The 13,392-nt window shown below is 39.9% G+C and carries 12 protein-coding genes; 3 read left to right on the top strand and 9 right to left on the bottom strand.

The genetic code is table 11. The features are described 5' to 3' along the window. Positions 1–465: 465 nt before the first annotated feature. From cysH to cysJ, 3 genes are read right to left on the bottom strand one after another with little or no spacing between them, the layout of a single operon-like run. Entirely contained in the window at positions 466–1,200 is a 735-nt protein-coding gene (gene cysH, locus PSF31_RS17895) for a phosphoadenosine phosphosulfate reductase (protein WP_004260748.1), read from the bottom strand. After that, positions 1,197–2,930 carry an assimilatory sulfite reductase (NADPH) hemoprotein subunit gene (gene cysI / locus PSF31_RS17890; protein WP_004260751.1) on the bottom strand — a complete coding sequence of 578 codons (1,734 nt, stop codon included), beginning with the start codon at positions 2,928–2,930 and terminating at the stop codon, positions 1,197–1,199. The genes cysH and cysI overlap by 4 nt, the downstream gene beginning before the upstream one ends. Next, on the bottom strand, positions 2,930–4,735 hold the full coding sequence (gene cysJ, locus PSF31_RS17885; protein WP_096865139.1) for an NADPH-dependent assimilatory sulfite reductase flavoprotein subunit: 1,806 nt from the start codon (positions 4,733–4,735) through the stop codon (positions 2,930–2,932). The genes cysI and cysJ overlap by 1 nt, the downstream gene beginning before the upstream one ends. 344 nt (positions 4,736–5,079) lie before the next feature. Between cysJ and queD the strand changes: the two genes are divergently transcribed. Both queD and PSF31_RS17875 read left to right on the top strand, forming a co-directional pair. Next, positions 5,080–5,445, top strand: a complete 366-nt coding sequence (gene queD / locus PSF31_RS17880; RefSeq protein WP_004913900.1) for a 6-carboxytetrahydropterin synthase QueD — start codon at positions 5,080–5,082, stop codon at positions 5,443–5,445. Between the two features lie 279 nt (positions 5,446–5,724). Continuing rightward, the gene (locus PSF31_RS17875; protein ID WP_004260761.1) at positions 5,725–6,342 is read left to right on the top strand and encodes a YagU family protein; all 618 of its coding nucleotides are present in this window, start codon (positions 5,725–5,727) and stop codon (positions 6,340–6,342) included. Between the two features lie 65 nt (positions 6,343–6,407). Here the strand turns inward: PSF31_RS17875 and queE are convergent, their stop codons facing one another. Beyond that, complete coding sequence (gene queE, locus PSF31_RS17870) at positions 6,408–7,079, bottom strand: 7-carboxy-7-deazaguanine synthase QueE (RefSeq protein ID WP_004260765.1); 672 nt, start codon at positions 7,077–7,079, stop codon at positions 6,408–6,410. Between the two features lie 178 nt (positions 7,080–7,257). On the opposite strand from queE, the gene PSF31_RS17865 reads away from it, so the two are divergent. Continuing rightward, a complete protein-coding gene (locus tag PSF31_RS17865) occupies positions 7,258–8,625 on the top strand; it encodes an amino acid permease (protein ID WP_094960907.1) in 1,368 nt (455 codons plus the stop codon). A 76-nt stretch (positions 8,626–8,701) separates the two neighbouring features. Here PSF31_RS17865 and megL read toward each other — a convergent pair whose 3' ends face one another. The 5 genes from megL to PSF31_RS17840 all read right to left on the bottom strand — a co-directional run bounded on the left by megL (position 8,702) and on the right by PSF31_RS17840 (position 13,162). Further along, positions 8,702–9,904, bottom strand: a complete 1,203-nt coding sequence (gene megL / locus PSF31_RS17860; RefSeq protein WP_096865138.1) for a methionine gamma-lyase — start codon at positions 9,902–9,904, stop codon at positions 8,702–8,704. Between the two features lie 15 nt (positions 9,905–9,919). Next, complete coding sequence (locus PSF31_RS17855; protein ID WP_094960905.1) at positions 9,920–10,312, bottom strand: hypothetical protein; 393 nt, start codon at positions 10,310–10,312, stop codon at positions 9,920–9,922. 13 nt (positions 10,313–10,325) lie between these two features. Continuing rightward, positions 10,326–11,513: an NAD(P)/FAD-dependent oxidoreductase gene (locus tag PSF31_RS17850; protein WP_096865156.1), complete on the bottom strand. Its 1,188-nt coding sequence runs from the start codon at positions 11,511–11,513 to the stop codon at positions 10,326–10,328. 216 nt (positions 11,514–11,729) lie between these two features. Beyond that, positions 11,730–12,311 carry a DUF1287 domain-containing protein gene (locus PSF31_RS17845; protein ID WP_172766844.1) on the bottom strand — a complete coding sequence of 194 codons (582 nt, stop codon included), beginning with the start codon at positions 12,309–12,311 and terminating at the stop codon, positions 11,730–11,732. Between the two features lie 59 nt (positions 12,312–12,370). Next, the gene (locus tag PSF31_RS17840) at positions 12,371–13,162 is read right to left on the bottom strand and encodes an endonuclease/exonuclease/phosphatase family protein (protein WP_036958303.1); all 792 of its coding nucleotides are present in this window, start codon (positions 13,160–13,162) and stop codon (positions 12,371–12,373) included. Positions 13,163–13,392 lie beyond the last annotated feature (230 nt).

Genomic DNA, 13,392 nt, shown 5'->3' with positions numbered 1-13,392 from the left:
AAAATAAGAAATACTTATTTTTAACAAAAGGCATTCCTTTATAATTAAACAAATATTTTATTTATTCAGTTATTATTTACTTATATTTAATACCCTAAATAATTCGAGTTGCCATTTGAAGTATAACCAATCAATACTCTAAATAATTCAAGTTGCAGCTAGGCGGCAAGTAAATGAGTCGCTAGGAGCATACACCAGTATGCGACTAGTGCGAATGCGCGTAGCCAACAACGCTGCAGATTGAAGTATGACGAGTATAAAGCTAGGAGCATACACCAGTATGTGACTAGTGCGAGTGCGCGTAGCCAACAACGCTGCAGATTGAATTATGACCTAATCAATATTCTAAATAATTCAAGTTGCAGCTAGGCGGCAAGTAAATGAGTCGCTAGGAGCATACACCAGTATGTGACTAGTGCGAGTGCACGTAGCCAACAACGCTGCAGATTGAATTATGACGAATATTTAGTTTTCATGAAGCCCGCACTCACGCTTTAAACCAAAAAAACGCGTATCTTCTTCATTCATACCCTCTTCCCATTTGCGAGTTGTATGGGTATCGCCAACCGATAAATACCCTTGTTCCCACAACGGATGGTAGGGTAAATCATATTTTGTTAGATATTCATAAACTTGCTTATTATTCCAATCAATCACTGGTAAAACTTTAAAAATCCCTTTCCCGATACCTAGTACAGACAAATTTGCACGGCTTGCTGATTGTTCTCGCCGTAAACCAGAAAACCAGGTTTGTGCTTGTAATTCATGTAACGCGCGCTCCATCGGCTCAACTTTATTCAATTGGTTATAACGCTCAATACCATCAAGCCCTTGTGTCCAAAGTTGACCATACAGCGCTTCTTGCCAAGCTGGTGACTGTTTGGCTCGATACACCTGCAAATTTAAATTCAGCTTATCTGTTAATACTTCAATAAACTGATAGGTTTCTGGGAACAAATAACCGGTATCCGTTAAAATAACTGGGATATTAGGCACAATTTGCGTCACCATATGCAATGTCAGTGCCGCTTGAATACCAAAGCTGGAAGACAACACAAACTCAGTCGGTAAGTATTCAACCGCCCACTCAACCCGCTGCAATGCATTCATTGCTTCTAACTGGGAATTAAACTCAGCGAGATAAGCGACTTGTTGGGGCTTATCGAGTTCGATGAGTGTTGCTAGTTCAAGTCGGCTCATACTGCCTCCTTAACCTCATAAAAATCAACAGCAGAATTCAATACGGGCTTAACAACATTGGTGCGAATAACAAAATCGCCAAATCCTTCATTAGGTAGACGGTTTTTCGCCCAATCACCGATTAACTCATCCAAAATAGCTAAAATCTCTGTACTAGTGATGTTTTCGCGGTACATACGTGGAATACGAGTACCAATGCGGTTCCCGCCTAAATGTAAGTTATATCTATCCATCGCTTTACCGACCAACCCAACCTCTGCCAGCATGGCTCGCCCACAGCCATTAGGACAACCCGTTACCCGCAAAACGATATGTTCATTGGCAACTTGATGGGCGGCCATGATACTTTCCACTTGACTAATAAATTCAGGTAAAAAACGTTCTGCTTCGGCCATCGCGAGCGGGCAAGTTGGAAATGATACACAAGCCATGGAATTTTCACGTTGTGCCGTAATGTCATCACTCATTAACCCATGAGATCTAGCAATCGCTTCAATTGCCGCTTTTTCACTTTCGGGCACACCCGCAACAATTAAGTTTTGGTTTGCCGTTAAACGAAAGTCCCCTTGGTGAATACGTGCAATTTCAGCCACGCCGGTTTTTAATGGTTTATTTTCTAAATCAATTAATCGACCATTTTCAATAAACAATGTTAGGTGCCAACGGTTATCAATGCCTTTAAGCCAGCCAATCTTGTCACCGCGTTCAGTAAATTCATATGGGCGAATAGGTTCGAAAACTACGCCTGAGCGCCTTTCGACTTCAGCTTTGAAAGTATCAACTCCCACTCGCTCAAGGGTATATTTGGTTTTCGCATTTTTACGTTCAGTACGATTTCCCCAATCCCGTTGGGTAGTCACTATCGCTTCTGCAATGGCTAACGTTTTCTCTAATGGAATAAACCCAAACTCACTGGCTAAGCGAGGAAATGTCGCCGTATCACCATGAGTCATAGCAAGGCCACCGCCCACCAGCACGTTAAAACCGATCAACTCACCATTTTGGGCTATCGCAACAAAGTTCATATCATTTGCATGCAAATCCACATCGTTTAATGGCGGGATCACGACAGAGGTTTTAAATTTTCTTGGCAAATAAGTTTGCCCTAAAATTGGCTCTTCATCCGTTGTCACTATTTTTTCTTTATCTAACCAAATTTCCGCGTAAGCACTAGTGCGCGGTAATAAATGTTCAGATATTTTCTTTGCCCATTCATAAGCTTGTTGGTGCAATTCAGATTGCACGGGGTTAGAGGTACATAACACGTTACGGTTAACGTCATTCGCCGTTGCAAGGGCATCTAAACCAACGTGACTTAACATTTGATGGGCAGGCTTTACATCCCCTTTTAAAATGCCATGGAACTGAAATGTTTGCCGATTCGTAATGCGCACACTGCCATACAGCGTGTGCTCTGTGGCAAACTTATCAATATCAAGCCATTGCTTGGGTGTAATAATGCCGCCCGGCAAACGACAACGTAGCATCATTGCATGGCGAGGCTCGAGTTTTTGTTCCGCTCGCTCGGCACGAATATCACGGTCATCTTGTTGGTACATACCGTGAAAGCGAATCAACAGGAAATTATCACCCTCAAATCCCCCCGTTAACCCATTTTTTAAGTCATCCTTAATGGTTCCACGCAAGTAATTACTGTCTTGCTTCATGCGTTCACTGTCTGCGAGTTTACCTTCGACAATTAAGGGCTTTTGTTGTTGTTCATTGCTCATTAATAAACATCCCTCTGATAACGGCGCATTACGCGCAGCTCACTTAAAAATTCATCAGCTTCTTCACTGTCCATGTTCCCATATTGACTGACGATATCTAATAATGCCTGTTCAACATCTTTGGCCATGCGGTTTGCATCACCACACACATAGATGTGCGCACCTTCTTGTAACCATTGCCAAACTTCTTCACCTTGTTCGCGAAGTTTATCTTGTACGTAAATTTTTTCTTGCTGGTCGCGAGACCACGCTAATGAAATATGGGTTAGTAAACCGTCTTTGACATAACGCTGCCATTCCACTTGGTAGAGAAAGTCATCAACAAAATGTGGATTACCAAAAAATAACCAATTTTTTCCTGTCGCACCGTCATTGTCACGCTGCTGTAAGAAAGCACGAAATGGCGCTATCCCTGTACCTGGGCCAATCATGATCACAGGCGTATTTGGGTCTTGTGGCAGTCGAAAATTATCATTGTGCTCAATGAATATACGAAGTTCATCATCCTCATTTAAGCGATCGGCTAAGAAACCTGACGCACCACCAGTACGCGCCTTACCATCAATCTCATAGCGGACAACGCCAACCGTTGCATGAACTTCATTTTCTACTTCAGATTGGGAAGAAGAAATCGAGTACAAACGAGGGGTTAGCGGACGCAGTAGGTCAACAAATTCTTGGGCAGTAGGCTGAGATGCCGCTTGGCGTACCATATCGACGATTGGCGTATTTTGTGCGTAGTGCAAAATAGCGGCTTTATCGCTAATTAATGACAATAGTGTATCGTCTTTTGATAACTGAGCATATTTTTCGACAATCACTGGAGTATTTTGTGTCAGTTCTAATTGATAAATCAGCGCATCACGTAATGAGTGGCGCTGCGAACCAATAAAGACTTCTTCATCACCTTGCAGCCACAACAGAGCCACCAACTCATCAACTAAAGCAGGGTCATTATCGAACCAAACACCTAGTGCATCACCAGGTTGATAACGTAAACCAGAGTCACCGAGATCAATTTCAATATGGCGAACATCTTTTTGTGAGTCCCGACTGGTGATCTTTTGATTGCTCAGGAGTGACGCAGTTAATGGCGCAGTTTTACTATAAGGTGATGAATGAATTTCATTCACACTTCCTGCTTGAGTCACCAATAATTGGCTATCACTTTGAGCAGGAACGCGAGCTTTTAAAATCTGAGTGAGGCTTTCAACCCACTCATCCGCAATCCCTTGGTATTCAACATCCGCATCAATTCGCTCGGTTAATGACGTCGCCCCTAATGATGCAAGCTGTGAATCGAAATCTTTACCTGCTTGACAGAATTTTTCGTAAGATGAATCCCCCAGCGCAAAAACCGCATAACTGGTTTGTGATAAATTTGGCGCTTTTTTAGAATGAAGATATTTGTATAATGCAACCGCTTCTTCAGCTGGCTCCCCTTCACCCTGCGTTGAGGCTACAACAACTAACACTTTCTCTTGGTTAATTTGTTTGAATTTATAATCCCCTGCATTCACTAAATTCACACTAATTTTTTCACCGACTAAACGCTCTCTAAGCTGCTCTGATAGGCGGCGTGCATTTCCTGTCTGTGATGCAGAGATGATTGTGACCGTATCTTGGGTAACCACAGGCGCACTGACAGATGCATCAACTTGCGTATTCTGATTTACTATTCCCCACAAATAACCAGAAAGCCATGCGAGTTGATGGGATGAAAAATCATCAACGGCCGTCTGTAAACGTGCTAATTGCTCAACAGATATTGGCAGCGCCGCTAATGGCGGCTGTTTTTTTGTCATTATCTTGTAACCCCAGTGTTATTCATCTTTGATTTTAAAAACGACGCCATGTCATTACCCCAGAAAAGACCGACAACCTAACACTTGCTCATTCCCCCCAAATAATTAAGGTAATAAAGCAAAAAATACCGCAGTACCTGAAACATATAGGGTATGCAGTTAGGTTATAACAACCCTAGATAATGGGATAAGAAACGATAGCCATAATTAATAACTAAAAAGCCTAAAGCAATTAACTGATGGATCATATTGATAAAAGCGGTTAACGCTATTTTAGTAATTAAAGATATTTTCACCTAAAAATGCAGTACAATACGCTGTTTATTCACAACAAGGAGCCACATATGAGCACAACAATCTATAAAGATTTCACTTTCGAAGCTGCCCACAAATTACCTCATGTCCCAGAGGGTCATAAGTGTGGCCGCCTCCATGGGCATTCTTTCATGGTGCGTTTAGAAATTACTGGTGAAGTCGACTCCCATAGTGGTTGGATTATTGATTTTTCCGACGTAAAAGCCGCGTTTAAACCTATTTGGGAACGCTTAGACCATCATTATTTAAATGATATCGAAGGGTTAGAAAACCCAACCAGTGAGGTATTAGCGCAGTGGATTTGGCAACAAACTAAGCCTTTACTACCCTTATTAAGTGCGGTTACCGTAAAAGAAACCTGCAATGCAGGTTGCGTCTATCGCGGAGAAGCTTAAAAGTACAAGTGCTACAAATATAATGTAATGTTATTTTACGCAGCCATTTTGATAGCTGGGCAAAATAACATTCATAAATATAGAAATATAATATAGGGACACAAGCACCTCAGGCGGCAAGCCTAATAGATTTTGAAAATAAATGAGGGGCAAAAAGCAATCAGTGGCTGACATTCCCCCCTTGAAATTAAGGATATAAAAACTTTAATTTGACATAGTGCATTAAATTATAACCTGATCTATTATTTACCATTATTTACTCTTAATAAGGCAGGGAAAATGCATTTATTTCAACAAACACCAAAATCCAGAAGGCGTTATGGACTGGCCGCATTTATTGGTCTAATCGCTGGTATCGTCTCTTCGTTTGTCAAATGGGGGGCTGAAGTCCCATTACCACCAAGAAGCCCAACGGATATGTTCAACGCAGCTTGTTCGCCAGAAACGCTGATCCGTGCAGCAGAACAAATTGACTGCTCACGTAACTTCCTCAACCCACCTTATATTTTCTTAAGGGATTGGTTAGGAATTGCCGACCCTAACTCTGCAGTTTACACCTTTGCTGGGCACGTTTTTAACTCTGTGGGTGTTACTCACATCATATTTTCTATCGTATTTGCTGTCGGATATTGTATTGTTGCTGAAGTATTCCCTAAAATTAAGCTATGGCAAGGGTTGTTAGCGGGTGCACTGGCGCAATTATTTGTCCATATGATTTCTTTCCCTCTTATGGGGCTCACCCCTCCACTCTTCGACCTACCATGGTATGAGAATGTTTCAGAAATATTTGGCCATTTAATTTGGTTTTGGTCTATTGAAATTATTCGCCGTGACTTGCGTAACCGTATTACTCATGAGCCAGATCCTGAAGTACCATTAAACCAACCATTTAGGTAATTTAAAGGCCCCCAATGAGTGTTTTCCAACTCTTGGGGGTTACTAAAAACCATCGCTATTTTTTATTATTGAATATCCAAATACTTATGTGTTTGAATTGATAAACGCCAGTTGCGTTGAATACAGGTTTCAATACACAATTTTGTTGCTGCCGCTTTTTGGCTGATTGGCTGTAATGCCACTACTGGAGGCGTTTCGACAGTACGCAATGCTAAAATTTTCTCAAGTGCTTCAATATCTTTCTCGCGAGCAACAGGATGTTTAATTTCATTGGCACGATTTACTGCTTGGCTGATCACCTGCAGTCCTCCTTTCATACCGACTTTTGGTGATACAGTAACCCATGTGTTATCAGTGCATTGAATAGGGTATGTGCCGCTAGTTTCAATTTGGCATTGATATCCATGTTGTTCTAATATCCCAGTCAGTGGCTGTAAATCATAAATACAGGGCTCACCGCCTGTAATAACAATATGCTGTGCGCTGAAGTGTTTTTCTTTCATTAATTGAACCAATGCCTCACCATCTGCCATAGCCCATGCATCTGAATCAATCGTTTTAAGTGCGATATCCCCTAGGGTAGATTCTTTATCTTGTTCTTTTTCCCATGTTTGTTTGGTATCACACCAGCTACATCCAACTGGGCAGCCCTGCAAACGAATAAATACGGCTGGAACACCAGTAAAAACCCCCTCTCCTTGAATGGTTTGGAAGATTTCATTAATTGGGTATTTCATATCACTCCTAAAATAGTTAGCTGAGCACGCATTATATTGCAGATATCTATCTCACGAACAAGGAAGTTTGTGATAATGTAGCCACCTTAAGGTTCAATAAAGTACGTCCGACTTAATAAACAATACCGAAAGCCTATTCGGAACAATATATCGAACGAAGAAAAAGACAGGAAAAGACATGCAAAGTAGTGAACAAAATCAACTCAGAAAGGGACTGAGTGTTCGGCACATTCGCTTTATGGCTTTAGGGTCAGCGATTGGTACCGGCTTATTTTATGGGTCTGCTTCCGCAATTCAAGCGGCAGGGCCTGCTGTGCTACTCGCTTATATGGTCGGTGGTGCCGCTGTATTTATGGTCATGCGAGCCTTAGGCGAGATGGCTGTGCATCACCCAGTACCCGGTTCATTCTCTCACTACGCTAGCCATTACATGGGTCCCTTAGCTGGTTTTTTAACTGGCTGGAACTACGTATTTGAAATGTTGGTCGTTTGCTTGGCTGATATTACCGCTTTTGGGATGTACATGGGGTTTTGGTTCCCTCATGTCGACCAATGGGTGTGGGTATTAAGTATCGTGCTATTTATTAGCGCACTCAATTTATGCCACGTTAAAATTTTTGGTGAAATGGAATTTTGGCTGTCTATCGTAAAAGTCTCTGCAATCATCGCAATGATTGTTGGTGGAGCCTTCTTAATGTTCTACGGCTTCGGCCAAGAAACTGACCATGCGGTGGGTATCCAAAATCTATGGGAACACGGTGGCTTTATGCCAAACGGCATTGAAGGCGTTATCGCGTCCTTAGCTATCGTAATGTTCGCCTTTGGGGGTATCGAAGTGATCGGTATTACCGCCAGTGAAGCGCAAAACCCAGAGAAAACTATTCCTAAAGCAATCAATGCGGTACCCATTCGTATTTTATTATTCTATGGGTTAACACTTTTTATTCTGATGTGTATCTACCCGTGGAATCAAATTGGTCAAAATGGCAGTCCATTCGTCCAAATTTTTGATAGCTTAGGCATTCAATCAGCGGCAAATATCTTAAATATCGTGGTGATCACTGCGGCAATTTCAGCTATCAATAGTGATATTTTCGGTGCTGGTCGCATGATGTATGGTATGGCACAAGACAAACAAGCACCAAAAGTCTTTACCAAGTTGACTAAAAGTGGGGTGCCTTGGGTCACTGTACTGGTGATGTCTGTTGTCATGTTACTGGGCGTTTATTTAAACTACCTACTTCCAGAAAAAATCTTTGTGATTATTGCGTCAATCGCAACCTTTGCGACCGTTTGGGTCTGGTTAATGATACTACTTTCTCATGTCGCAATGCGTCGCCAAATGAGCCCTGAAGAGGTTAAAAAACTCAAATTCCCAGTACCGTTCTGGCCAATTGGCCCTGCAATTACTATCGCATTTATGGTCTTTGTTATTGCACTACTTGGCTTCTTTAAAGATACACAAGTTGCCCTTCTCGTCGGGTTTGCATGGGTCGCTATATTGAGCGTCACCTTCTTTGTCATGCGTAAATTTCAAAAACCTTAATCGACTAAAGCATTCGTAAAGTAAATTTAGGCCCTATATTTATATGATATAGGGCCCTTTGTTACCTATTTTGGTATCAAATGAGCGCTTGCTTAATATCGGCAATCAAATCATTAGCGCTTTCTAACCCAACTGACAAACGAATAAGCCCATCACTAATCCCATACTGTTTTCGTTCCTCAGCAGTGTAAGTAGAATGGGTCATACTTGCAGGGTGCTGGGCCAATGACTCACAATCACCTAAGCTAACCGCACAAGAAAATAGCTGTAAACGGTTCAGAAACTGCTTACCCGCCTCAAGTCCCCCTCCAAGTTCAAAAGCAATCATCCCTCCAGGCAGCTTCATTTGCCTTTGAGCTAATGTGTATTGAGGAAAACTCGGTAAACCCGGATACATCACTTGAGAAACTTCAGATAGTGAGGCCAAATATTCCGCAACTTTCTGTGCATTCTCAACCACTCTTTCCATTCTGATTGGCAGTGTTTTCATTCCTCGCAATATCAGGTTTGCATCATGAGGGGATAAACATGCTCCAGTCATATCCTTCAGCCCAACCAATCTGATTTGCTTCGCTAATTCCTCAGTTGTTATAACAGCGCCAGCCATCACATCACCATGCCCATTCATATATTTCGTTAATGAATGAACAACGATATCCGCTCCAAGCTCAAGTGGTTTTTGAATGTAAGGAGTACAATAGGTATTATCTACTGTCACCAATATTTCTTGGTTATTTGCAAGGTTATATTGATGAACGATATTACTCACAGCATTAATATCAACTAAGCGCATATTTGGGTTTGCAGGTGATTCGAAAAATATCATCTTTGTTTTTTCAGTGAGTTCCTGTGCCACATTATTTGGGTCACTCATATCAATGTGACGAACTTTGACACCAAATCGAGCTAACCCATGATGAAAGAATGCATATGTACAGCCATAAACCGTCATATCAACTAACAGCTCATCTCCTGGGCTTAGTAAGGTCCAAAGAGTCGATGTTATTGCCCCCATCCCTGAAGAAAATACAATTGCGGCATCCCCCTCTTCTAAATCAGCAAGCCGCTTTTCCAACAAACTTAATGTTGGGTTATTTATTCGTGTATAAATATACCCATCCGATTCACCGCTAAAACAAGCGGCACCTTCTTCAACACTATCAAATACGTAAGTTGACGTTTGATAAATAGGAGAAGCTAGTGATCCTAAATTTTCGGCTGCATCATAGTAATTATGTATCACACGCGTATCAAAAGAATACAGTCTATCTAATATCATACCACCTCCGAAATATTATCCCTCTTGGGGGGAAGACAATCGAGAACCCATTATTTGCAAGGTTCGTAAAACGGTACTAATTCCACGTAATGTATTTGGATCTTTTAATAAAGCATACACCGAACGAAAATTTGGATTTTTACTATTATATATTTCCTCCATTTTAGCCATATTATATGCAGTGCCGAATTCCCAGACTGGCGCTAGAGTATCCTCAAATGAGTTTGCCAGTTTTTCTACCGTGCTATTATCAGTAATGTCAATAAGGTCAGAAATTAGAGAAAGTAAATCAACAATATTATCTAAACGATTCAATTGTAATAGCGGTGCTAATTTGTCTGCGAAATGATCACCCGACTCAGAATTAAGAAGTTCAATTAGTTTACTTTGATTTTCATTATTAGACATTTTGATTTCCTCCTTAAACTAAGCCACGAATAGCAGCCCAATAAATACCTCTATTAAAGCCATTTCTTAGTAATCCCCCTAATTTAGTCGGAGGCGTAGGAATAACATCGTGTTTATAATCGTATTGTAAAGGCATCCCTGCAGTTAATCCCATTTGAGCAACAGCTTGAACTCGCCCATCATAGATAGCTGCCGGATAACCATAAATTAATTCTCCGCAGATATTATCAGCTATAATTGCAGCCTGATTATGACAGCTTCCACCTGCTTTACTGATCGGTAAATCAACGGTATCACCTATAACATAAACGCCATCAACACCATAAACTTGCATAGTTTCATGGTCGGTAGGTAACCAACCTTCACCATTATTATGCTCACTTAATCCGGTATTAATAACTGCCTCAACCGCGGTAATTGGCGGAGTACTGATCAATAAGTCGAAATTTTGCTCATCACCTTCTTTCGAATAAGCTATTTTTTTATCTGGATCAACTTTATCTAAAGTAAACCCTCTCTGAGCTTTAATATTTTTAGCAGTAAATACTTCAGGAATAACTTCACAAACAGGTTGTTGCATGAATAAACAGTTACGCAATAATTGTGAAACTGTTGGATAGGTATAAACGATTTCAATACTATCCCTAACTCGACGTTTACGTAAAAATTCATCAATCATTAATGTTGTTTCCATCGGCGCGATGCCACACTGATGGGGTACATTTGGCGTTTCAGGGAATGATACCGTAATAAAAATTCGACCTTTTTCAATCTTAGCAAGTTGATCTGCTAGCTTTCTCGATGCTTCATATGCATAAAAGTGGTTACCGATATCTTTTAAACCTTCAATTCGCTCAGGTTTAGGTATGCAACCTGTTGCAATCACAAGAAAATCATAGTTATATTTTTTTCCATGCTTAGAGTTTAGCGCTTTATTTTTAAAATCAAAATGCTCTATTTTATCAATGGCTAACTCTATTTCAGGTCTTAGCAATTCTCTTTCAGGGCGACTCAGTTCATCCTTAAAAAATAAATTAAAAGCAACATACATAAATGCAGGTTTATAATAATGGATTGGATTATCAGTAATTAATGTTATTTTTATTTTCTTCGAAAAAATTTCTCTACTCAATTTTCTAGCAAGTGTATTTGCTAGCATCGTCCCACCCGTTCCACCGCCAACAATAACTATATTTTTCATAACATTAACCACCATTTATATATAATTAAATTCTATACGACATACCACCTACCTGTTATAAATATAGTTCATAGTGAATTAATGCTAATACAATAATTAGAATATAATTTTAAAAACAACAATTAAAACTAATCACTTACATATATAAAACCTCTTGAGTAAGTTAATTTTTAAAATTATAATCTAGGAAATTATATTATATAAAAACCATTTCACTTAATAAGAATAATGTCCAACAATATCCCAACGAAATAAAACATCTTCAGCAACTTGGCCATATCCAATATTGTGCATAACTAAATAACTTTGTGTACTTGGTGACTTTATCGAAGTTACAACACCGATATGTGGCCGACCATTATCTAAACGCCAAGAGACAATATCGCCGGGAATATAATCACTGGCATTCTTTGATATAGGCTTTTTTTTCCCTTTTCGCGAGAAAAAAGCCTCTAAATTAGGTACACGACGATGATCAATATTTGTATCTGGCTTACGTAATCCCCATATACGTTGGCTGGGATATTGACTAAAGTTTGCTTTCATGTCTTCATGTACTAATTTTTGTAAATCAATACCAATTTTTCGGTAGCTTCGTATAACTACATCAGAACAGACACCATATTGTTCGGGCACATCACCATTTGGATAAGAAATTTGTCGATAAGATGAGTCATAAATAACTAAACGAGGCAACTGTTCAGCATGTTTTGCCAACAATAAGCTAGACCCATTAGCTATTTGTGCAAAAAAGAAAAGAATGTATAAAAACGATGATTTCAATCTGATATTCCCCATAAAAGTAGTTCATCGAATCTACAATTAAATACGAGGGAAAATAAGGGAGATAATCTTAATTACTTAGAAAGCGTAAATTTGGTCATAATAGGGTTATGATCAGAAGCATCTGTCGGTAGTACAGTGCTATCTTTAACGTTCAATCCACGATAAAACACGTAATCCAAAGGACGACCAAAAGCCTTAGTACGGTAATCATCACTAAATACAATTTCTTTCAAGCCTACACTGCGAATAAATCGTTTCAACGCATTCACACGCTGTCTACTCCATGCATTAAAATCACCTGCTAGGATGACTGGCCCTACATGTTTAGCAATATGAACACCTAATTTACTTAGTTGCCGAGTATAAACATCTACTCCAAAACTGAAATTAATTGCATGAACATTCGCTACCATCAAATGTTTTCCATTTGGTAGGGGATATACCGTAATCAACGCAGATTTAGCTAACCGTAAAAGTGGTTCTTTTTCTCTTAAAGGACAGCAATATATTGGGTGTGAAGCTGCAAGCGTCATCACACCAGCGGGATGAGGAGAAAAAGGTAATGCAGGTACTTGGTCAGCAATTAATTTGTGTGATGCAGCAAAAGATATTAGCTCAGGTGACATTTGAGCTTCTTGCAACAAAATAAGTTTTCTATCTTTCACTAACTCATTAAGTGTATATTTCCAATTTGGACGCTGCTGCTTATAAATGTTCCATGTAACCACATCAAGAGTTTCACCCGCAGCAAATAGCGGTAAACCTATTGGAAGTGATTCTCCTAACATATGTACAGGCATGGGCTGAATACGTTTAGCGGGCTCACCTGCAATATACCGAACAGAATAGGTTCTTTTCGCCAAATTTGAAGTCCCTATATCACAGAAAAATAATGAAAATCTTACACTTTTTGATTAGTTACTGTGGGTAGTATATCAAATTTGAGGTGTTATAGCTTATCAAATTTAATGTAACTGCCATCTTAACCCTAGGGTCTTTAAGTTTTTCATTAGCGCTATCTATTAAGGAGTAATGCTCCATACCTTCTTTTACTTTTCCCTTTGAAATGATAAGTATGTTAGGCACCCCACCT

This window comes from Providencia sp. PROV156 (assembly GCF_028480905.1).
Taxonomy (GTDB): Bacteria; Pseudomonadota; Gammaproteobacteria; order Enterobacterales; family Enterobacteriaceae; genus Providencia; species Providencia hangzhouensis.
This window is presented reverse-complemented; position numbering and strand designations above follow the sequence as displayed.

Bases quoted from the DNA above. Each gene is read 5' to 3' on its own strand.
- cysH (WP_004260748.1), bottom strand. From the start codon at position 1,200: ATGAGCCGACTTGAACTAGCAACACTCATCGAACTCGATAAGCCCCAA.
- cysI (WP_004260751.1), bottom strand. From the start codon at position 2,930: ATGAGCAATGAACAACAACAAAAGCCCTTAATTGTCGAAGGTAAACTC.
- cysJ (WP_096865139.1), bottom strand. From the start codon at position 4,735: ATGACAAAAAAACAGCCGCCATTAGCGGCGCTGCCAATATCTGTTGAG.
- queD (WP_004913900.1), top strand. From the start codon at position 5,080: ATGAGCACAACAATCTATAAAGATTTCACTTTCGAAGCTGCCCACAAA.
- PSF31_RS17875 (WP_004260761.1), top strand. From the start codon at position 5,725: ATGCATTTATTTCAACAAACACCAAAATCCAGAAGGCGTTATGGACTG.
- queE (WP_004260765.1), bottom strand. From the start codon at position 7,079: ATGAAATACCCAATTAATGAAATCTTCCAAACCATTCAAGGAGAGGGG.
- PSF31_RS17865 (WP_094960907.1), top strand. From the start codon at position 7,258: ATGCAAAGTAGTGAACAAAATCAACTCAGAAAGGGACTGAGTGTTCGG.
- megL (WP_096865138.1), bottom strand. From the start codon at position 9,904: ATGATATTAGATAGACTGTATTCTTTTGATACGCGTGTGATACATAAT.
- PSF31_RS17855 (WP_094960905.1), bottom strand. From the start codon at position 10,312: ATGTCTAATAATGAAAATCAAAGTAAACTAATTGAACTTCTTAATTCT.
- PSF31_RS17850 (WP_096865156.1), bottom strand. From the start codon at position 11,513: ATGAAAAATATAGTTATTGTTGGCGGTGGAACGGGTGGGACGATGCTA.
- PSF31_RS17845 (WP_172766844.1), bottom strand. From the start codon at position 12,311: ATGGGGAATATCAGATTGAAATCATCGTTTTTATACATTCTTTTCTTT.